Genomic DNA, 20,901 nt, shown 5'->3' on the forward strand with positions numbered 1-20,901 from the left:
TTAAGAATAATCGATATTTTCTAAATCTTTTCCATATGAAAAAGTTTATACTAATAATTGCGCCTTTTTTTATCATCTTAAAAGTTAGTTATTCGCAAGCCGGCAGGCTTGCCGCTTCCTTTGGTGATAGCGGAATAGTTCGAACAAGTTTTGGCGGAACTCCTACCGGTTATTCCCAGGTAGTGATACAAGGAGATGAAAAAATTGAGGTGATAGGCAAAACTGGGGAAAACCTCGCACTTGCCAAGTATAATACTGATGGCACCCTTGATACTACCTTCTCAGGCGATGGGAAGACAATTGGGTCCATCAGTGGCAATGTTAGTTTAAACCCTATCGCTAGACAAAATGATGGAAAGATTATTGTCTATGGTCGCCAAGACTCTAATTTTCTTGACCGTTATAATACTGATGGTAGCCGTGATTCTACATTTTCAAAATCAAGCTTAACATTTTTCTCTGCCGGGGTTTCGTGTGGAGCCGTGCAAAGCAATGGAAAGATAGTGGTGGCAGGTTCTGCCGTCACAGATGAAGGTGAGGTTTTTGCGCTCGCCCGGTATAACACTGATGGCACCATTGATTCTACTTTCTCGCAGGTTGGAAAGCAAACAACTCCCATTCTACCAAATTCGCGTGCAGACGATGTAAATGCTACTTCAGCGGCAATAGCTATACAAAGTGATGGAAAGATTGTAGTGGCAGGCTCTGTGTCATGGGAAGAATTTTACAATGTTGTCATTTATGATGCTGCTAGTTTTGCTGCATTCGTCCTTGTCCGCTATAATGCGGATGGCACCCTTGATAGTACTTTTTCAAATGATGGAATTGAAGTTACTAAATCTGGTATGTTTGAGTATGGTTATCCTAGATCTGTCGCTATACAAAATGATGGAAAGATTGTAGCAGTAGGTTATGTCTATCACGCAACTGAGGAGGATTATAACAATGATTTTGTCTTTGCCCGCTATAATACTGACGGGACCGTCATTAATTTTAGTGATTATAGGTTTAGTTCACAACAACTTGGGTCAAATGATGTAGCGAATAGTGTAGCTTTTCAAGATGATGGAAAGATTGTAATCGCAGGAAATTCTGATGGGAACTTTGCGCTTCTTAGGTTAGACACAAATGGAAGTTTAGACAGCACTTTTGGAGAGTACGGAAAAAAGGTTACGAAAGCAAGTACAGGATACAACTCAATCAATGCTATAGCCATTTCAGGAAAATCATTATATGGTGTAGGCTTTGGAGGAGTTGTAGACTCCGGAGGAAACAGCACCTCTGTCGGAATTGTTGCTAGGTACTTACTCGATAATGAAAACAAAAATAAACCTCCAACTGTAAGTCTCTCCATCCCTTACAATATTACAAAATATGCTGCCCCAGCAAGAATTAAACTCAATGCTACAGCAACAGATGAAGACGGTAAAATAATTAAAGTGCGATTTTATAATGACTCAACTCTGCTTCATACTGAAACTGTATCTCCTTATGGGTTTTTATGGGATAATGTTCCCTTAGGCAATTACACCCTTACTGCAAAAGCTTACGACAATAGTGGCAATGTAACAACATCCAACAATATCAAGGTTTCAGTCGTAGATACAAATGTAGCTCCGGTAGTAAGTATTGTAAGTCCTGTAAACGATACAACTTATACCGGACCTGCAACTATCGGTTTGGTTGCTCAAGCGCATGACGCAAATGACCGGATACGTAAAGTAGAGTTTTATAATGGAACGTCCTTATTGAGAACAGAATACATTTATCCATACGCTTATAACTGGGTAAATGTACAACCAGGAACATACAAAATAGTAGCAAAGGCTTATGATGCAAAAGGTCTCTCTGCTGTATCTGACCCAATATCTATAACCGTAACTAATGCAACAATTTCTAATGGTAGAAAACCATCTGGCGTGCAGATAGTTGGAATGAAAACGTTACGACTTCAACCTAATCCTGCCAGAGATATTTTAATTATCAGTCTAACAGGAATGCGAAACAAAAAGTCAACCATATCAATTATATCTAATAGCGGAGCGGTTATAAAAACAATGCAAACTAGCACAAACAATGTTATACAAATTGATATTTCGTCTTTAGCAGAGGGAGTATATTTTATTAAAGTACAAAACGGCGACATGAATTTGTATCAACAATTTGTAAAGTTGAAGTAGAAATCTTATTGTTCTCCTTATAAAGGAACAGCTTGATGACTACAAGCTTTGTGGGCATCTTGTTGGTGGTTGTGCTTTCCAAATTAACAAGCACCATTAACCAGGGAACGTTGAAATAGAAAAGGCTTAGCTGCAGCATGTTTCCAGCGTTCCCTGTATAAAAGTTCAAACAGTTGAGACGCTATTATATCTAATGTCTATGTCTCCGTTTTAGTGTTTACATTTTATGCATTTGCCAAAGTTGGTATGTCCAGCTTTTTCATTTTCATCACTTCTGCCATAACTCTTTGCGCTTTTGCAGGGTCCTTCATAAGGTTACTTAAGACTTGGGGTACGATTTGCCAGGATATGCCGAACTTATCTTTAAGCCATCCGCATCTTGATTCCGCCCCACCTTCAGTAAGTTTAGTCCAATAGTGATCAATCTCTTGCTGTGTTTCACATTCTACCATCAAAGAAACACCTTCATTAAATTGAAAATTATGATTACCGGCGCCATCCATCGTTGCAAACATTTCACCATTCAGAGCAAAATGTCCAAATTTCAAGTTGCCTTCCGGCTGTTCTTCACCTGCTTTATACGTTTCTAAATGATAAATAGCAGAATTTGGAAATATAGACGTATAATGTTTCATTGCATCTTGTGCTTTACCATATTGTTGGCCGACAAACAGGAAAGAAGCGACCACCTTCTGTGCGTCTTCAGGTAAATTACCAAGCATCAGTTGCCATGTCATGCCGAATTTATCAACGACCCATGCATACTTCTCACTCCATGGATATTTATCTAAAGGCATCATAGCACTGCCGCCTTCGAAAAGCTTTTTATAAATTCGGTCTATTTCTTCATTTGTGTGGCAGGTAACAAACAGTGAGATGGAGGGGTTAATGGTAAACATAGGTCCGCCGTTCAGGCCCATCAGCTTTTTACCCTCAATCTCAAACTGCACCACCATTGGTGTATCGGTAGTAATTTTTGAATTGCCGAAAATAGTGCAATAAAAATCCGCTGCTTCTTTGGCCTTACCGTCAAACCACAGGCAGGGAAAAATGTTGTTATTCATGTTCTGGTTTTTTGAGTTCTTAATTTTTGGTTTGTTGCTTTGTAACAAGGCTAGGGCAAAATTACTCCTCCAATTGTTGTGTCGTAGAGGATATTAAGACATTCTAGAGTGGTAAATGCGACAAAATCAGCATATGCATCAACAATATAATTGAAAAAATAGAAAGGGAAATAGTGGAAAGAAAACAGAAATTGGGTGCCCGGGAAAAAGAAAAAACAAGAAAAAGGAGGCATTCCTATGATAGCTATGAATACTTTCCAAAACAACGCGGAAAAGAGTACTTCACGGCTAAAAGATGTTCACGCAGAAAAAATAGGAGCAATTTCACAGGATTTGAATGATATGGACAAAATGAAATTTGGCTTTGACAACTCTTTGATATATAAAGGCAAAATATTATTTACAGCAAGGACATCAACTTTCGCTATGGTAACGAGTGGCTATGGAAGCGAGCCTTAAATATCGAGATCACCAGTGGAGAACGAATTGCCCTGAAAGGTTTTGATGACAGGTGTACCGGGATTGTAAACGCTCGAAAGTTAATATTTGTAATTCTGCCCTCATTGGCGCTGTCATTACCCGATAAAGTTTTATCGCCCCTCAAGAGCACAATTAGAGTAACAATTAAACACCAAACGGGAACTATCATCGGAAGCCACAACAGTAAAAAGGAGAAATTCGCGTAGAGATGCCTTAAAAAAATAAGCACTTAGATTTTTAATTTCTAAGTGCTTATTTGAAGTGGGCCACTAGGATTTGAACCTAGGATCACCTGATTATGAGCGCCAAACTGTCAGTTTCAGTTGCTTTCAGTTAGGTCGTTTTATTAGTAATTCTGTGGTTCATATTGTTTTATAAAAATTAATTATTTAACTTGCTTGTGGTTAGTCGCAGTCATTTTGGCAAAAATGGTCTCTTTTTTGGTATTGAAGAATTACAAATAAGTAATATTTAAAACTAGAGAAAGTCGGTGTAAAGGTAGTACCTGACCACACAAATCTAAAAAAAATAATAGATACTCCTTAAAATTAAGAATTTCCTTCAAAGGAGTTAGGAAATATTATTATACCACTTAAGATGCTGATGACAGGGAGTGGGAAGTAATTAATAGTGCAGAAGCAAAGGGTCCTTTAAGAAAAATTAAAAATGAAATCGGGGTAATAGAATCGGCGGCACAAAAATGTTGCGATCATATTCGGCCTTTTTCTTTTATCCAGTTTGAATTTGACTTTTTCAACGAGAAAGCACATTACCAGAGTGTCGAGAAGCTATATGACCTATATATTGAACAATTAAAAATGAATAAGCAGTTTGGAACGATAGACAGTTACAAGACATCTATTAGTTCTCTAAAAAAATATAAAAGCTTTCTAAAGTTTGAGGATATCACACCTGAGTTCTTACAAGGTTTTGAAAACTGGATGTTGTCAAGGGGTAAATCTATAACAACGGTTGGAATATATCTCGGAACTTTAAGGGCGGTAATAAACCTGGGAAAAGCAAAGGGAATTCTTAATGAAAATATTTATCCATTTGGAAGAAGGAAATATGTTCTTCCTACCGGACTGAATGTTAAAAAAGCATTGGATATCCAACAGGTAAAACAAATTTTCGACTATGAAGTTACCGAAGGTATCGGGATGGAAAGAGCCAGGGATTTTTGGATATTCAGTTATTTATGCAACGGGATGAATATGATGGATATTGGACAGCTTAAACAAAGAGATGTTCATGCAAAGTACATTACTTTTAAACGGGAAAAAACGAAGAGAGCTACAAGAGGAAACCCCGTTATAATTACAGTCATACGTAATCCTTATATAGATGACATAATCAGGAAATGGGGTACGAAAACTTTGGATCGGGACGAATACCTGTTTGGTATAGTTGACAAATCAGATCAGGAAGAAGTTGTAAGGAAGAAAATAAAACAGTTTACTGATGTTACAAATGATTGACCAAAAAAATAGGAAAAGCTCTTGGCTTTGAATTAGCGCTAACCTCGTATGTTGCCCGACATTCGTTTGCCACCATCCTGGTGAGAAGTGGTGCACCTCTAAAACTTGCAAGTCAGACCCTCGGCCATCAAAGTATTACTACAACTGAAAAATATTTTGCCGGGTTTGATTTGGCTGCACAGGCGCAGTATATAAAGGCTCTTACTAATTTTTAGTACTGAAACATGCTTGGAACATTTGAAGGTTAGCTTACAGTGGTTTTCGAAGTATTTGAATTTACGTTTACCGAATGTTGAGATTACTACCAAGAAGGGTTCCGGCGTCTTTTGGACAACAAGTGCTGTAGGGGTGGGTTGTTCATCATTTGTTCGTCGCTCATCTGAACCAATACATCAACTTTTGTAAACTTTGGCGGGACAAGTCCTGCTATCATTAAGCATTTAAGTGATCCCTTGAACACTTAAACGAGCAGGGGTTGACAGGGAACTTTTTATTGTTGTCTATTCAAATCTTACAACCCATGCTTGTCGAAGATAAGTTATTCCGCACGTTTCAGAATCTCATATTACAGAGGAGCTACGTTATAAGCTGCTTTGTTTTTGTTACGGAAATGATGGCTGAATTGAAATAATGTTACTAATTGAACCTTTCTGTCCCACTTCCGTTTTAAAAGATATTAATCACATTATGGAAACAATAGTACCTGGATTTATACTACATCCGGATTTTATAACTAGTTCCCTGGAAAATGAATTAATGAACGAAACAGATAATCAGAAATGGGTTGTAGACTATGACAGACGGCTGCAATATTATGGTTACAGAAATGAACTGGAAAAACCTATGACCTGGTAGAGTTTCCTGTTCCCATGCCTCCCTCCATTGATCAAACAATTATCGGAGCAAATGGTGGATCAGAACATACTGATTAACCAGCCGGACCAGGTTATCATTAATGAATATTTACCCGGACGAGGCATTAGACCTCATAAAGACAGGAACTACTTAGAAAACCAAATCTGTGGAATTAACCTGGGGAGCGGTTGTGGGCTTTTGGTGGAACTGCCCGTCCAAAATTAGGACAGCTTGTTTGCAACCATCCTTGCCAACCCTGCCACTTAAACACCTGTTGTTCTAAAAGCAACATTTCTCCTCACGTTCAACGTACATGTAAAACACGTCGAACCTCAAATTATAAAAGCCCGGCAAACGAATTTGTTCACTGTATTCTCCTCTTTCTTTGCGGTGCCCGCTTTGCTGAAACTTAAGGGAGCAAGGGGACATTCTCACACTTACGGATATTATTCACCACACATAATGCCTCAGCTTCTGTTGCAGTTGATAACACCTAAAATGGGGCATTGCAAAACCTGCTCTTACCCCTTTTACGTCCAGTCAAAACTTACGATCTTATTATTAAGCTTCCACTTTTCGGGTAGGATAGTATCGAGCCAGTCTAATAGCTCTCCTAAAGGCTGCGCTTTTGCTGCCTGCGCGAAGGCTTGTTTTACCGCGGCTTTTTGGGCTTCGCCAAGTGCTTCCGGTTGAGCAGATATAAAAAGAGGGGCACCGCTTTCGGCCAGCAGTTGCATCCATTGCTTGTTTTTACTCCAGGCAATATCAGTAGTGATTCCAACACAGTCACGGTCAGCAGCATAAAACTTGTTGTGTTGCGGCAGGCGAAAAGCGAGCGTGTTCACGCCCATTTTGCGTGTTCTGCCCCAATCCTTACCACTGGTATCATCCCCAATCCGGCAAAGCTCAAATATACCGGCGCTCAGGTGGCTCATCGTATTGCAACCGATGATATATATGCCATCACCGGCAGCACTACGGATTGCCCTGTACAGGTCGAGGATGATCTCTGCAGTCGTTTTACTTCTGTCGTTAAAGCGCCAGCCGGGTTCAGTAATGCTTTGTTTCATGTCGAAGCCCTATCTTTCGGTAATGTCGTACGTGCTGAAATCATGTTTTACCATCTCGTACCCCCACTGCCTGTACACATCGAAGTTGGGTTTGATGCGCTCGACATTTTCGGGTATAGTCGGGTCTAATACCGGGTTTTTAGGATTATCACGGCCGGGAATTTTGGGAGCAAGCAGGCTTGCCTTTTCATCATGGCGGGCACAAAGCGGACGCATCCACAACCCAGGCCGCATGCCCACCTTTTTAATCTCGTCACCCAACAGGTGCATGTCTTTAAACTTGTCGTTAGGTTTGGAGAAATCATCGTTCCAACCGCCATGACCAGGTAATAGAGGCGAGTACGTAGCCCAGCCGGCATCAATAACTGAAAATGGCTTGTTGTTATTATCGGTAACAAGTTCTGCCATCATTGCAGTCGTTTTCTTAATAAGATCGAAGTCATTTTTTCCGTAGGCAAAGTACTAGTCGTTTATGCCGTAAACAGGCTGCCTGGGCAAGCGGGGCTTTTCGCACATCATACCGCAGAAACGGTGATCCGTTAAGAATGGGTCTTCACCGGCTTTTCCTGCGGTGGTTATAATGTCTGCAGCATGCAGAGTGCGATTGCCCAACAAAACACCATTACCACCGGAAAGAGTATCTAAAGTAAGTTCGAGCCTATCACTTTGTAAACCCCACCAGCAAGTACTGTTGGCCCCGGTTTTCACGCCAAAGCAGACAGTTTGTTTGCCATGATACAAAATCACATACCAAGGGTTTTTAACGCCTTCCTTTTTAGTTTTCCATTCCAGGTCGCCATAAGAACGCTCCCACTGATCACCGAGAAATTTTGCTGATCAGGGCACATCATACTGCCATTTTAAACGAACTGCGTTCAACTGTTGTGATGGGGATTTTACATACACACCTTTTCCATTACCATTGGTCTTAACAGTAACCTCTATATCCCTATGACTAACTTTTAAACCGTTACTTGGAGTCAATTTAAACCATTCATCGCCAGATTGTGCCCAAACCTCTTGGGGTGAATTGAGGAAAGGGGTTCCGGTTGGTGTTGCATATGTAATCCTGCTGAATAATGCAGTCGTAGCCGCAGCTGCAGAAAGTTTAATAAAATGTCTTCTTTGCATATCGATGATTTGTATCCTAATATAATACTGCTGCATGCTGCTTGCAGCAGTCCTATTGAAGTTAATGACGCTTTAACGCACAGGCAAATAAAGATATGGAAAAAGAAACCACTATCTATTTATCCGATTGGTATAGTAGATTTTGATCAAAATTTGAGTAGGATTGTTAAACCTACTCCCAATGTTTAATTTCGTTTAGCACATCAAAATGCATAAACAATTTCAAATAAGGTTAGAGTAGTTATAATAAAAGGGGGTACGAAAACTTTAGATTCAGACGAATATGTCTTTGGGATAGTTGACAAATTAGATCCCGAAGAAATTGCAAGAAAGAAAATAACACAATTCACAGATGTTACAAATGATTGGATCAAAAAAATAGGAAAGGCCCTTGGCTTTGAATTGGCATTAACGTCCTATGTTGCCCGACACTCGTTTGCCACTATCCTAGTAAGAAGTGGTACACCTCTAAAACTTGCAAATCAAACTCTCGGCCATCAAAGTATTACTACAACTGAAAAATATTTTGCTGGATTTGATTTGGCTGCACAAGGCGCAGTATATAAAGGCCCTTACTAATTTTTAATAATCTGAGTTGGCTCATTGTATAAGTATTTCAATTTCGCTTGATGGTCCTATAAAAGTTTGCATTTTCTACGTTGGGCTATTTTTTCTCTAATCCTATATCGAGCGGTGTCTTTGCATAATTGATTTTTCGATAATCATATCGTTTAAATTGCTTTCGCATTCTTCGGGCAAAGTCTTTCCAGTCCTTTTTTTCTCCTGGTGTCCATACTACTTCTGCCAGCGCGCTTATTCTTGGGAAAACCATGTATTCCACTTTGGCTTCACTTTCCATGTATTCTGCCCAGGCGCTTCCGTGTGCTCCGAGAACATGTTTTGCTTCTTCCGGTGTCAGCGACGGATCAACAGGTTCGAAGGAATACACTTTTTCCAAAGGCAAATAACCTCCGGCTGAAAGTGGTTCTTTTTTGGGGTCGCCCTGGTTGAACCAGAAATAAGTGTATTGTACCGGTGCCATAATCACATCATGCCCGCTCTTGGCAGCAGTAACGCCACCTTCCATTCCCCGCCACGACATCACTGTTACATTCGGAGAAAGGCCACCTTCAATTATTTCGTCCCACCCAATAACCTTTCGCCCTTTAGAGTTTACAAATTTTTCTATCCGTTTCATAAAATAGCTCTGTAATTCCTCTTCGTTCTTTAAGCCAAGCTCTTTTATTTTTTGTTGGATTTTTGGAGAAGCTTTCCATTGGTCCTTTATTGCTTCGTCGCCTCCAATGTGTATATATTGACCCGGAAAAATCTCCATAACTTCCGAAAGCACGTTTTCCAGGAAAGTAAAAGTTGATTCGTCTACATTAAATATATCAGGAAGAACGCCCCAGTAAGTAGCTACTTCTATTTTCTTACCTGTAACACCTAACTCAGGATAGGCTGCAATAGCTGCAGTAGCATGCCCAGGCATTTCTATTTCAGGCACAACGGTTATAAATCTGTCCTTTGCATATTGTACTACCTCCCTTGCCTGTTCCTGCGTGTAAAAGCCTCCGTAACGTTTCCCATCAAATTTTTTCGGCTTTTCATCAATGTGTCCCACTAATGTTTCTTTTCTCCATGCACCCACTTCTGTGAGCTTTGGATACTTTTTTATTTCCAGACGCCAGCCCTGGTCTTCCGTAAGGTGCCAGTGAAAAGTATTCAACTTATGCATAGCCATATTGTCAATATACTTTTTAATAAAATCTACAGACACAAAATGACGGCATACATCTAAGTGCTGACCTCTCCATGTAAACCTTGGAACATCAGTAATTTCTACGGCTGGTATTATCCAGTAAATGTTATTTACTTTGGTTGTGCTCTCTATTTCAGCGGGAAGCAGTTGAGCAATAGTCTGCATTCCATAAAATAAACCCGCTGGTTGGGCAGCTTTTACTATTACCGATTGATTAGTTACCGATAATTGGTAGCCTTCGTTCCCTAATGAATCATTAGTCGAGACTGTTGTAAAAAAGATAGTGTTATTGGCGTTATTGTCGTTCCCAGCAATTACAGCAATTTCTAATCCCGCAGCTTTTTGAAGTTTTTGGGCCAGCATTTTAGCAATACGCAGTGCTTCTGGATTGCCTTGCTGTACCTCGATCTTTGTCTGTTTATTGATAGCAAAACTGCCGCTCTTTTTTTGCATTTGTGCGGGTAAAGGAATGATACTTATGTCTTGGGCAGCACAACTATTAGTATCGTTGCAGACCAACAAAATAGAAATGGTTGCAAAAAGTATCGTGTGTAAAAATATTTTTTTCATAAACCAATCGTCGTTATTAATTTTTAAATGCGTTCTTTCCTGTTCCTGCTTTATATCCTGCTACGGCAAAATACAGAATGAATAAATAAAAAGGAAGCAATATTGAGTAAGCAACGTGGGGATTGCTGGCATCGCTCAAAAGGCCATATAACAATGGACCTGCCGCCCCACCGACGGTGCCCATAACAAGTAATGCCGATCCTTTACTGGTAGCTTTGCCCAATCCTTGAAGGGAAAGCGGCCAAATGGAAGGCCATAACAACGCATTGCCTAATCCAAGCAATGCAATAAACCATACAGAAACCGGCCCTTTAACCAGTATAGCCAAAATGGTTAACGCAATACCTAATACCGCAGAAGAAAGCAGCGCTTTTCGTTGTGAAATTAATCTGGGAATTGTAAATATGCCAATGACATAACTTATTATCATAAGCAACAATGTAAATGTCGCAAAATATTTTGCCCCTCTGAATGGCAAGCCGGTAAATTGTGCATAATTGATGATTGTATCAATAGCTAATACTTCTACTGCGACACCACAGAAAAGAGCAATAGCACCCAAAATGAGATGAGTATGCTTCCATAAATTTTCCTTTTCCCTCTGTTCACTTTTGTTTACACCTCTATCATCAATATCGGGCAAACTTGTCAGCTTAATGACCAACCCCATCGCAATCAATACCAGGCCTATAACTACATAGGGGATAACAAGACGGGTAGAGAGTTCATTCAATATAATAGCCTGATGCTCTGCAGAAACTTTGGTTAAACTTTTTTGTACTTCATCTATTTCATTTGGGCTTTTTACCACAGCTCCTACTAAAAGTAGCGGAGCTATTGCGCCAGCCACTTTATTGCAAACACCCATAATGCTTATACGCGACGCTGCGCTTTCTATAGGTCCAAGAATTGTTACGTAAGGATTGGCAGCAGTTTGAAGAAGTGTTAATCCTGTTGCTTCTACAAACAATCCAATTAAGAAAATACTATACGCTCTCGTATTAGCTGCAGGAATAAAAATAAAGGCGCCGATAGCCATTACAAACAGACCGAACATCATTCCGTTTTTGTAGCCGGTTCTTTTAAGAATGTAAGAAGAAGGAAAAGCCATTAGGAAATAGCTGATGTAAAAAGCGAATGCCACGAGCATCGCCTCTTTTACAGATAATTGACAAACCAATTTAAAATAAGGGATCAAAACAGAATTGATCCAGGTAACAAAACCAAACACGAAGAACAAGGACCCAATAATAATCATAGGGCCATATTTATTGCCAGTACGGGTAGGGCTTTCTTGCAGTATTACGTTTTCCATGGGCGAACAGATTAATGCATGGTTACTTCACAGGTTCCTAAACCTGGTCTGTAAAAATTGAATTGAACATTAGGATGATCAGCCAGTAATGACATCGGCACGGAAGTATCAACAATATTTTTAGAAATCATAAAAGTTGTCAGCCGCTGCCCAAATGGATTATCATGCATGCCCGCGTGCCAGATAGAAACCTTTTCCGCCTTCCAGGTTTCAGATGGACCAACTGTTATAGCCTGTGTGGGAACCATAGTAATATTTCCCCCACCCGATGTTCTTGCATTTTGTGCAATCGTGATTGGATGCAGGTCAACTACACGGGTGGTTAACTTTCTGTACTCCTCGGGTGAAGGCGGTTCATCTTTGAATTTGCCTTCACGCTTTGGAGGATCATTAAATGCCCAATGTTTAATATCTCCCTGTCCACCTTGCATTACCGCGCAGCGAATGCCTTCCCAACTCTTTCGGTAAGTCGTTGTATCCCCTTTTGGAAAGTGTAAGTTTTCATCGGGCATTACCAGGTCTTTTCTTATCCGGCTAAAACATAACTCTCTATCTGCTCTCTCAAACGATAAAGGATGATCCGGTGAAACTTCTTTACCATCCATAAGCCATTCATCCATTCCCCAGAAATGGGCGGATTTTACAGCCAGTCCGAGATCATTTATGATTCTCGCTACAAGCGGCAATTGTTCTGTAGGACCAATAGGTCCGCAAATACCAACAGGGTTATCTGGTGTTGATTGCCTCCATGCTGTAATATATTCCAATGCTTCCGCTAGATAAAACTCTTCAAGGGTATCATACAATAGTACCTTGAAGCCCGGTCGTGACAGTTGCACTAAGTTTTCAGGTGTTAATGATGCTACTTCCTTTATGATTGCTGTATCAAGTGTGGTATAGTCCCACCAATCCGGAGCTATTGAACTTAATTTTCTTGGCATGATTTAATTGAATTGTTGGTTTTTAAAATTGATCAAGGTTTTGTTCATATTCTTCATTGATGATATAGTCACTTTCTAGTTCCTTTAACGGATCATCGTTCGGGCCGCAGAAGCCATAATGTAAGTGGCGTCGCCAGCCTTCCGCATGTTTGAACTTCTTCGACATCTGTCCTACTTTTAAAGAAACGTCTTCCATGGTTTGTAAATAGGAGTTTAGCTTTTGGCTTACATCCAGCCAGTTTTGCTGGCTTTGATGAGCTTTTAATGCTTCTAATTTTTGCTGATGTACCGAAGTTGTATTCACAAATGCACCTGCTGTTATCGTTTTGCGCAATGGATCTCTTAAGCCGTGTGGCAAAGCATGATAGAGAGTGCAATCATAATTATCAGCAACTTGTTCAGGAATAGTATGGAAGTTTCTCATTCCCCTTGCAAAGCTCGCCGTTACTGCCACGCGGCTTGTGTTAACATGGTCTTCCATGTAATCAACGGGTGAATGCGTCAAAACTATTTTTGGCTTTACTTCTCTGATAATTGATGCCAGTTGCCTCAGTGTTTTTTCGTCATAAAATATTTCGATGTCATTGCAGAAAGGAGGATGAAAATGGGCCCCTAATATTTCTGCTGCTCTTTTTGCTTCTTCCAGGCGCATCTTTTTTATAGTTTCAGAGTCATGTTCAGTAGTGCCCACGTTGCCAGAAGCAAGATTGAAATAATGAATTTCATAACCTCGTTTTTTAAGCAGCAATAAGGTTCCTGCCATCATAAATTCTATATCATCCGGGTGAGCAGCTATCGCAATTGCAGTTTTCATTCTTTTATTTTAACTGTTACAGAACATTATACTTTGATGTAAATTTTCTTTTAATCCAACCAATACCCGATTGTCCAAAGGAAAAGCACAATACACATTGCATAAAGCAGGGAGCCATTTTCCGGCGAACCGGGAACTTTGGCGCATATATTCTGATAGAACCATCTCAAGGGACTTATATAACTCGTTTGACCGCTTTCATCAATACCACCCGGTATTCTTATAAAACGGCGCTTTGAGCTAACCCATTATTCAAGAAAGCATCACGATCCAAAATAAAAGTTTTTGAACTGTAAAAGATACGCCGTATGCGTTGTTCTATCCTCAATTTGCGTATCTTTTCTTTGCAAATTGCACCGATGTAACAGTGAAGTTTATTTGTTGGTTTATTAAAGATATTCAAATGCTCATTTATGGGAGAGGCGGTTTTTTTATTGCATTTTATAAAAAAGGACATTGAAACCAGCAAGGCGTCATTTAAAAGTTTTAGACTCATATAATGATTAAAATTGTTTTGCTTCTTGACTTTACAGAAGAATATCATAAAAATCTGTTGCGGGGAATCATAAGATATTCAAGAGAATTTGGCCCTTGGGTCTTTTTTCGCATGCCTATCTATTATAGAGAGACCCTTGGTATTGACGGAATTCTCAAATGGGCTGACGATTGGGGAGCCAAAGGGTTGATAGGGCAGCTATATAACAATTCTGAAATATGGAAATTCACCAATGCCGGAATTTCCGTTATAGCCCAGGATTTCGAAGAGCGATTCGACAACGTACCCAATATAACAGGGGCATATCGCGAAACGGGAAGGCTTGGCGCGGAGTATTTCCTGAAAAAGGGATTTAAAAACTTTGCTTTTTATGGATTTAAAGATATTGTATGGTCACGTGAGAGGGCGGAGGGCTACGAAGAAAAGGTGAATGAGGCAGGTTTTTCTGTGCACTATTTCGAAGATAAAAGGTCCCGGTCTACCGACTTGTGGTACTATAAGCCTTCCTCACTGAGCAGGTGGTTGAAATCTTTGCCAAAACCAATCGCATTGATGACGTGTGATGATAACCAGGGACTACACATTACCGAAGCAAGCAGACATGCAGGGATTCGAGTCCCTGAGGATGTGGCGGTCCTCGGAGTGGACAATGATGAGAGTGTTTGCTTTTTGTCGGACCCACCATTATCAAGTATCAGTTTAGACGTGGAGAAAGGGGGCTATGAGGCAGCGAGACTTATGCAGGAAATGATCTTAAATGGTAAGACAAGTTCTTACAATATAACTATAAAACCTACTCACGTCAATACCCGTGCTTCAACCGATATTTATTCAACTAATGACGATCATATAGTCACCGCTTTAAAATATATACATTCCAATATCGATAAAAATATAAGAGTGGATCAAGTTCTTAAGGAGGTGCCGTTATCCAGAAGATCACTGGAAAAGCGGTTCATTCAGACAACCGGTTATCCTGTCTATAAATACATGTATAATCTGCGAATAGAGAAATTTGCTGAAAGGTTACTAGAAACGGATATGACCATTATTGAGATTGCGCAGGAATTGGGGTTGGATGACACCAAAAATGTCGCTCGTCAGTTTAAACATATTAAGGGTTTGACGCCCATGGAATATCGAAAAAAATATTCTATAAATAGGTTTCCCCGCATTTAAGAAGTGCCCAGGCAAACCAATTCAGTTCGAACTAAAGAGTTGTGAAAAAGAAACTTCACAATTAACCCTAACAGCTATCCATACAACTAAAAAATTGTCAAACTCATTCTAATGGTAGCTGAGTATCAGCCCCCGTTGTTAGTGGCAAAAGCTCGATCTTTGAGGCTGCTGAATATTTTGTCAAGTATCCCATTTTTGAAGTTCCTCTCTAAAGATGACTTTATAATATTCTTCGGATGGTTAGGAAATAACTGGAAACTTTTTTCATGTACTACTACTTTGGGTTGGGCTTCAATTGCAGCCTTTACCTCTTCTTTCCATATTTTAAATGATGAGGCTAGAGCTATTGTTTCGTTAGTAGCATTTGCTTTTATTGTATCTAGTTTCTTATCAAACGTCTCCAATTTTAAAAACATTTGCTCTCTTGCTTCACTTTCTTTTTCACTTGCATCTGTAATATCAGCTTGTTGTTGCAGTATTTCTTTTAATATCGGCTCTACAGCTTGTGGGTCCATAACGATTAATTTTATTTGTTATCAATTTTTTTATCTATTTAAAAAGTTAACGGTGCTGCGATAGATATAGCTTTCTTTTCTTTCTCTCTTCCTGTCGGTGTTCTTCTAATAATTCCTTCGGCACCTGGTCATCATTAGGGGGAGGGCTTAATAGTATATTTATTGTTTTGGTTAGGAAGTTTTCCATCGCCATCAAATTGCCCCTGTCGTATAGCTCATGCCTGCGCAACAGCAATTTTGGACTTTGCGTCTGTTTTGTCTTTTCTTCCCTTCCCTGTTTTAATTGTTGCTGAAGGTCCAGTATCTTTTCAATTCTTTGTAGCGAGAAACCTACTTCACTTCCTTTTGTTTTCACCGCCTGTTTATCAGTAAAGGATATTCCCCTGCCCTTTATTATTTCATATCCCTTTTGTTTTATTTTATGTTCAAACTCATCGTAATTTTTAGATGCTGATAGGCATGCTTTGATGTCCGCCTTCAATTTTTCTTTCCTACTGTCCATTCTCAGAAGGTTTCTTTGCTGCTGGGGTAGATACTTTTTCGGACTTAGCACCTGCTTTAAACCGTACTTTAGTTCCATCGTCCTACAGTAGCCGGCTATCTTTTTAAAGTTTTGGCTATCACTGACAACCTTACCATCATAGCCCTCCCTGTTAGCCACGATATGTATATGTGGATGATCGGTGTCATTGTGCGAGATGACGATATATTGGTTATTTTGGAAACCCATTTCTTTTGCGCATTCACCCGCCATTTCTGTCAGCTTGCCCTTATCTAGTTTATCTTCAGGTGCAAAACTCAACATAATATGTAGTACCGGCTTTTGTACTTCCTGATTTAGCGCTCGCACATTATTAAACTGTTCTATGAGTTCATTTTTCTTTTCAAAGCATTGGTTATAGGCAATTGGCTCCGCCCTGTTTTTAGAAACTACTGCCCGGCTTTCTTCCAGCTTTTTGTCTTCCAGGCAATAGGTAATGCAACTTCTAAAAGAGCTTGATATGCTGATTTTCCCAATCATTTGAATGCGGCTTCAATGGTTTTAGCCAGCTCTCTTAGATGCACCGCCAGTACCTGCAGCTCAGCTCTCTCAAAAGCGTTTAGTTCTTCGCCTAGGTTTCTTTTATGCGCTATTTGATTTAGTTTAGCTGCCAAGTGATTAAGGGTTCCGATAAGTTGCAAAACCTCTTTCGGAAGAAACTTAACCTTCCTGTCAACTTGTCTTTTTAACCCAAGACCTCGTAAATATTCCGACACCTTGAGGTTTAATTCTTTCGCATAATACCTGATGGTAATTACATCAATACGGCTACACATGACAGTAATTTTCTGGTCAAGATGATCGCGTTTTTTCGATCTTCCACCTTTCCTGGACCCTTGGTTTTATCAGTTTTTAATACCTCTCCCTCGATTTTCATACATATAATTTTTAGAAGTTTTTCTTGTAGCTCACCTTGACTGAATGCGATAGCATGAGAGCTGAAAAGTTTTGACCCGGTCAAAACATAGCTGGCATCGTAATAATTCAAAAATGCCTTCCTAACTTCTGGCCTTGTCTGAAGTGCTGACTTTTATGAAGCAGGTAGTCATTTAAGTCTTTATGATTTTCGTACAAATGACATTTGTCAATGTATTTTATATCCCACTTTAAAGCCGACTGTGTGTTCTTTATTCCTGCTTCATCCCTGTCCAGGTACAGGTTAATTTTGTCGTGTTCCTCCATGAATTGCCTGCTCTTCACAAAAAAAGATAAGGAGTTTAGTACAAGAAAATTTGTCAGACAAGCATTCTTTTGATGAAGTGTTTGGTAAGAAAGGAAACTAAAAAAACCTTCGAAGACAGCGACTTCTTTCGCATCTACAGTATTGATTTGAGTGATATCTTTTGGAGAACTGCTGCCTTTAAAAAGAGAATTTCTAAGCTCAAATCCTCCTGACTTGTTTTCAAAACCGATGGCAAAATATCTCTTGTCATGTAATTCGAAGTAGACCTCTTTACAATGCTTTTGTGCAATCTCTACTGGTATTTTTCTTTCATCGAGATAGCGGCAAAGGATAGAATTTGTGAGGGGTCTTGCGGCTATCACTTTTATTTTAGGTTCAAGTGCCTCCTTGGCTTCTTGAGTGTTGATAAGAGGCGGTTGAACCGGTACGTTTCCCGGATGAAAAGAAAAAAAGTTTTCTATCTTTTCAATAAGTTGTTCAAAACTGCATTTATGGTATAAAACTCCAAAATCTATAAAGTTTCCACCCTTGCCTGAACCATGATCAAACCATGCATTTAATTTTCGGTTCACCTTAAAAGAGGCTTCTTTTTCATCTCTTAATGGTGACAAGTACCAGTAGTCATTGTTGGTGATTTTTTGTGGCTGGTAACCTAATTTCTCCAGGTACTCTACAATATCTGTTTGCCTCAATTCCTCGTAGGAAAAAAAATGGGTGGCCATATGCTTGATTTTTTGATGATTTTGATGAAACGCACTCTTACTATTTGATTTTTAATTACTTATCACTTCATCTTTTTTTCATCAGGAGGATAAGAGCTTTCATCAAAGTGTTTTTTCTGATGAAATGTTGATGACGTTTCTGATGATCATAACTTATTTAGCTTCAAATACTTATACTCCTGTCATCAAAATCATCAGAAAAATGAAGGTTTATAACCTCTTTTTGTGACAGCTTATAATACCTTCCCTTGTAGTTGTATTCGTATATACTTCCGTCACTACCGAAGCGGTATTGTGTATAGGAATTTGAGTTTTCAGAAGGAACAAGTTTCCAGGTGTCTTGAAGTACTTTTTTGATGCTGTTGCTGTCATAGCATCTAAAACCCTTTTTCTGCAACCACTCCTGCATATCGGATAAACAGAAGCATAGTTCACATAATTCCTTCTGGTCAACAATGGTTAGCAGGATTTGAGCCATCTCTACTTCGAGTTTGTTTCGGTTGTACTTCTTTAGTCGTTTTAAGGCGCTTGTAGCGATTTGCTCAGGTGTGAACCACATCCGGGTAGCGCATTTTGTAGTAAACGGGCGGTTAAGTAAATAATGAATAAAAACAGGAATTTCAGCTTCCAGCTCAGCCAACAGTTTATTGTTAGGTGCTTGCAATGTAGACAGCCTTCTTATCCAATACCTGATTTCCTTTGCATCAATCATGATAAAGTTGTCTTCATTGTTGGAGCATAGGATGAACTTGCCGAAAAATTCAATTTCCTGCCTGTCCTGGCCCTTGGCTTCTATCTTATAATAACGGGAAGTACTTAGATTTTTGATACGTTCGGAGTCTTCTTTACGGTCAAGGAAAGTTTCATCAACACCAATTATTAGTTTATGTGCCCATTCTGCATTGAAGTTGCTTCTGAAATCCTCATTGCTATTGATGGTCATGTTGGAACCGTAGATAGCTTTTAGAAAATTTAAAAAAGTTGTCTTGCCTGTATTTCGCTCTGTACTTACCAGGCATAGGATAGGAAGTATCTGTACAGGATGCAGCAGTAAAACTTTCAAGTAATCCAAACCCAGATCCAGCTGTTCGCCAAAGATGTGATTTAAAAAAACAAGGGTATGTTTGGGGTAACCCGGACGAGGCTCATGAGGAAAAGGGTAGTACTGGTTATAAAAGTTATCAATTTCCCTTTTGTATTCCAAGTGATTGGGAACAAGGCAAAAACCCTTATAACGCGGAATAGCAGATAAAAAAGCTTTTCCATAGTCCTGCTTAATACATTCTACTGACCATGGCAACAACAACTCTGTAACATCACCTGAAGCTAGTGGTTTTCTTATTTTTCTATAATAGGTTGTACCTATACGTAAGTATTCCTGCTCCTGTTCATTCTCTACAATGCCGTTCATACTTGCTGATTTATTACAATTAAAAAAGTCTTCTGTAGGTATTACAACTTCCGTCGGCTTGTTTTTACATACTCCAGCACTTCTGACCTTTGGAAGTAAACTCTACCGTTTACCTTATGGTTAGGCAAACCTTTCTTCATCCAGTCGTTAAGAGTAACCATGGAGATGCCTAAGAACCGGCCTACATCTTTCCTGCTTATAAGTGGTTACTGCGCCAGATTAGCAGACTTATCATTTTGTGCAACAGATACGCTGAGACTTTCGTTCACCGCTTCCCGGATCCAGCTCTTAATGTCGTTTTCAGTTGGGATAAATAAAGTGTCCATATGTTTTTGTTTTATGGACGTAAATCTGATTAAGAAAACTTAAGAAATCAATGATGGATTGGTAGGGGATTTTTTAGGATTGATTTAGAAGAGGTTAGATTGGCTAAGACGTGTATGTTTGTACTAAAATAAGTAGCGGACAAAGTATTAAGTTGAAGAACTGTAAAGCTCGACTTACTCTATAGGCATCACGACGACATAGATGAGGATTTTGTGGTAGAAGTCTAGTAAAACTCAGTGTTTACTGCCTTTTTTCGTTTTTAGCCTACCAATTTATATCAAGCTTCTTCAAATATTTGTAGTGGTGAGGGTGTGTGAGATGAACATAAATTCAACTGATGATTCAACTTATTATTAGACATTCTTATTCGGCCTTTTCATAATCATGAAAGAACGTTTTCAATGCAAGTGTCATGAAGATCTAGTTTATAAAAGAAGCGCTTTGTTTATTGTATCTTTTTCGATATTTTTCCCTATTCTATCTAATGGGTAGTGAAACGGTAAATGCGGAGAAGTCATGTTCCTGTGTTTGAACTGACAATTCCCCTCCGAGCGCTTTAATAATATCATAACTCAATGATAGTCCCAATCCTGTTCCCTGTCCTGTTGGTTTAGTCGTAAAAAAGGGTTGAAAAATTTTATCAACTACTTTTTGCGGAATGCCTGTTCCGTTGTCTCTTACCCGAATTTGTACTTCTTCACCTGATCTTTTTGTGGTAACTAAAACTAACGGTTCAAACGTTCCATTTAGCTGTTTCTTTTTTTCATTTACCGCATAAAAAGCATTGTTGAATAGGTTTAATAAAATTCTTCCAACATCCTGTGGAACAACCTCTATCTTTCCTATACTTTCATCAAAATGTGTTTC

The 20,901-nt window shown here is 39.3% G+C and carries 23 protein-coding genes; 7 read left to right on the forward strand and 16 right to left on the reverse strand.

Annotation, left to right across the window (positions count from 1 at the left end):
• The first annotated feature begins 35 nt into the window (after window positions 1-35).
• Window positions 36-2,180, forward strand: a complete 2,145-nt coding sequence (locus B154_RS31130) for an Ig-like domain-containing protein (protein WP_018617308.1) — start codon at window positions 36-38, stop codon at window positions 2,178-2,180.
• A 224-nt stretch (window positions 2,181-2,404) separates the two neighbouring features.
• On the opposite strand, the gene B154_RS0126095 is transcribed toward B154_RS31130, so the two are convergent.
• Window positions 2,405-3,244, reverse strand: coding sequence for a VOC family protein (locus tag B154_RS0126095; protein ID WP_018617309.1), 840 nt, complete (start codon window positions 3,242-3,244; stop codon window positions 2,405-2,407).
• A gap of 195 nt (window positions 3,245-3,439) precedes the next feature.
• Between B154_RS0126095 and B154_RS0126100 the strand changes: the two genes are divergently transcribed.
• The 4 genes from B154_RS0126100 (at window position 3,440) to B154_RS32660 (ending at window position 6,057) form a co-directional block, all read left to right on the forward strand.
• Window positions 3,440-3,703 carry a hypothetical protein gene (locus B154_RS0126100; protein ID WP_026260461.1) on the forward strand — a complete coding sequence of 88 codons (264 nt, stop codon included), beginning with the start codon at window positions 3,440-3,442 and terminating at the stop codon, window positions 3,701-3,703.
• Window positions 3,704-4,455: 752 nt separating this feature from the next.
• The gene (locus tag B154_RS0126105) at window positions 4,456-5,202 is read left to right on the forward strand and encodes a tyrosine-type recombinase/integrase (RefSeq protein ID WP_281166915.1); all 747 of its coding nucleotides are present in this window, start codon (window positions 4,456-4,458) and stop codon (window positions 5,200-5,202) included.
• Complete coding sequence (locus B154_RS0126110; protein WP_018617311.1) at window positions 5,199-5,417, forward strand: tyrosine-type recombinase/integrase; 219 nt, start codon at window positions 5,199-5,201, stop codon at window positions 5,415-5,417. The genes B154_RS0126105 and B154_RS0126110 overlap by 4 nt, the downstream gene beginning before the upstream one ends.
• A 472-nt stretch (window positions 5,418-5,889) precedes the next feature.
• Window positions 5,890-6,057 (forward strand): hypothetical protein, encoded by a 168-nt coding sequence (locus tag B154_RS32660; RefSeq protein WP_018617312.1) that lies wholly within the window; start codon window positions 5,890-5,892, stop codon window positions 6,055-6,057.
• 530 nt (window positions 6,058-6,587) lie between these two features.
• On the opposite strand, the gene B154_RS32050 is transcribed toward B154_RS32660, so the two are convergent.
• The 4 genes from B154_RS32050 to B154_RS32065 all read right to left on the reverse strand — a co-directional run bounded on the left by B154_RS32050 (window position 6,588) and on the right by B154_RS32065 (window position 8,258).
• Entirely contained in the window at window positions 6,588-7,127 is a 540-nt protein-coding gene (locus tag B154_RS32050) for a hypothetical protein (RefSeq protein ID WP_018617314.1), read from the reverse strand.
• A gap of 9 nt (window positions 7,128-7,136) precedes the next feature.
• On the reverse strand, window positions 7,137-7,538 hold the full coding sequence (locus B154_RS32055; RefSeq protein ID WP_018617315.1) for an alpha-amylase family protein: 402 nt from the start codon (window positions 7,536-7,538) through the stop codon (window positions 7,137-7,139).
• Window positions 7,539-7,589: 51 nt separating this feature from the next.
• Window positions 7,590-7,874, reverse strand: a complete 285-nt coding sequence (locus tag B154_RS32060; RefSeq protein WP_018617316.1) for a hypothetical protein — start codon at window positions 7,872-7,874, stop codon at window positions 7,590-7,592.
• A 90-nt stretch (window positions 7,875-7,964) separates the two neighbouring features.
• Window positions 7,965-8,258, reverse strand: a complete 294-nt coding sequence (locus B154_RS32065; RefSeq protein WP_018617318.1) for a hypothetical protein — start codon at window positions 8,256-8,258, stop codon at window positions 7,965-7,967.
• A 294-nt stretch (window positions 8,259-8,552) separates the two neighbouring features.
• Between B154_RS32065 and B154_RS34055 the strand changes: the two genes are divergently transcribed.
• Complete coding sequence (locus tag B154_RS34055; protein WP_425423125.1) at window positions 8,553-8,837, forward strand: tyrosine-type recombinase/integrase; 285 nt, start codon at window positions 8,553-8,555, stop codon at window positions 8,835-8,837.
• 85 nt (window positions 8,838-8,922) lie between these two features.
• On the opposite strand, the gene B154_RS0126155 is transcribed toward B154_RS34055, so the two are convergent.
• The 4 genes from B154_RS0126155 to B154_RS0126170 are packed head-to-tail and all read right to left on the reverse strand — an operon-like array spanning window position 8,923 to window position 13,660.
• Entirely contained in the window at window positions 8,923-10,590 is a 1,668-nt protein-coding gene (locus B154_RS0126155) for a beta-N-acetylhexosaminidase (RefSeq protein WP_018617321.1), read from the reverse strand.
• Window positions 10,591-10,606: 16 nt separating this feature from the next.
• Entirely contained in the window at window positions 10,607-11,905 is a 1,299-nt protein-coding gene (locus tag B154_RS0126160) for a sugar MFS transporter (protein WP_018617322.1), read from the reverse strand.
• 11 nt (window positions 11,906-11,916) lie between these two features.
• The gene (locus B154_RS0126165) at window positions 11,917-12,846 is read right to left on the reverse strand and encodes a sugar phosphate isomerase family (RefSeq protein WP_018617323.1); all 930 of its coding nucleotides are present in this window, start codon (window positions 12,844-12,846) and stop codon (window positions 11,917-11,919) included.
• 22 nt (window positions 12,847-12,868) lie between these two features.
• A complete protein-coding gene (locus B154_RS0126170; protein WP_018617324.1) occupies window positions 12,869-13,660 on the reverse strand; it encodes a PIG-L deacetylase family protein in 792 nt (263 codons plus the stop codon).
• A 499-nt stretch (window positions 13,661-14,159) separates the two neighbouring features.
• Between B154_RS0126170 and B154_RS0126180 the strand changes: the two genes are divergently transcribed.
• Window positions 14,160-15,335: an AraC family transcriptional regulator gene (locus B154_RS0126180; RefSeq protein ID WP_018617326.1), complete on the forward strand. Its 1,176-nt coding sequence runs from the start codon at window positions 14,160-14,162 to the stop codon at window positions 15,333-15,335.
• 125 nt (window positions 15,336-15,460) lie between these two features.
• Here B154_RS0126180 and B154_RS0126185 read toward each other — a convergent pair whose 3' ends face one another.
• From B154_RS0126185 to B154_RS0126220, 7 genes are all read right to left on the reverse strand, one after another.
• Complete coding sequence (locus B154_RS0126185) at window positions 15,461-15,850, reverse strand: hypothetical protein (RefSeq protein WP_018617327.1); 390 nt, start codon at window positions 15,848-15,850, stop codon at window positions 15,461-15,463.
• Window positions 15,851-15,896: 46 nt separating this feature from the next.
• Complete coding sequence (locus B154_RS29860; protein ID WP_018617328.1) at window positions 15,897-16,871, reverse strand: relaxase/mobilization nuclease domain-containing protein; 975 nt, start codon at window positions 16,869-16,871, stop codon at window positions 15,897-15,899.
• Window positions 16,868-17,176 carry a plasmid mobilization protein gene (locus tag B154_RS29865; protein WP_425423126.1) on the reverse strand — a complete coding sequence of 103 codons (309 nt, stop codon included), beginning with the start codon at window positions 17,174-17,176 and terminating at the stop codon, window positions 16,868-16,870. Before B154_RS29865 ends, B154_RS29860 begins: the two co-directional genes overlap by 4 nt.
• Window positions 17,177-17,375: 199 nt before the next feature.
• Entirely contained in the window at window positions 17,376-18,296 is a 921-nt protein-coding gene (locus B154_RS0126205) for a toprim domain-containing protein (RefSeq protein WP_018617331.1), read from the reverse strand.
• 163 nt (window positions 18,297-18,459) lie between these two features.
• Window positions 18,460-19,707, reverse strand: coding sequence for a primase-helicase family protein (locus B154_RS0126210; RefSeq protein ID WP_018613788.1), 1,248 nt, complete (start codon window positions 19,705-19,707; stop codon window positions 18,460-18,462).
• 41 nt (window positions 19,708-19,748) lie between these two features.
• Window positions 19,749-19,907, reverse strand: a complete 159-nt coding sequence (locus tag B154_RS34060) for a helix-turn-helix domain-containing protein (RefSeq protein ID WP_425423106.1) — start codon at window positions 19,905-19,907, stop codon at window positions 19,749-19,751.
• A 604-nt stretch (window positions 19,908-20,511) separates the two neighbouring features.
• A partial coding sequence (locus tag B154_RS0126220) for a sensor histidine kinase (RefSeq protein ID WP_026260085.1) occupies window positions 20,512-20,901 on the reverse strand: 390 nt, incomplete at its 5' end.

Origin of the sequence: Segetibacter koreensis DSM 18137 (assembly GCF_000374045.1) — a bacterium.
GTDB lineage: Bacteria > Bacteroidota > Bacteroidia > Chitinophagales > Chitinophagaceae > Segetibacter > Segetibacter koreensis.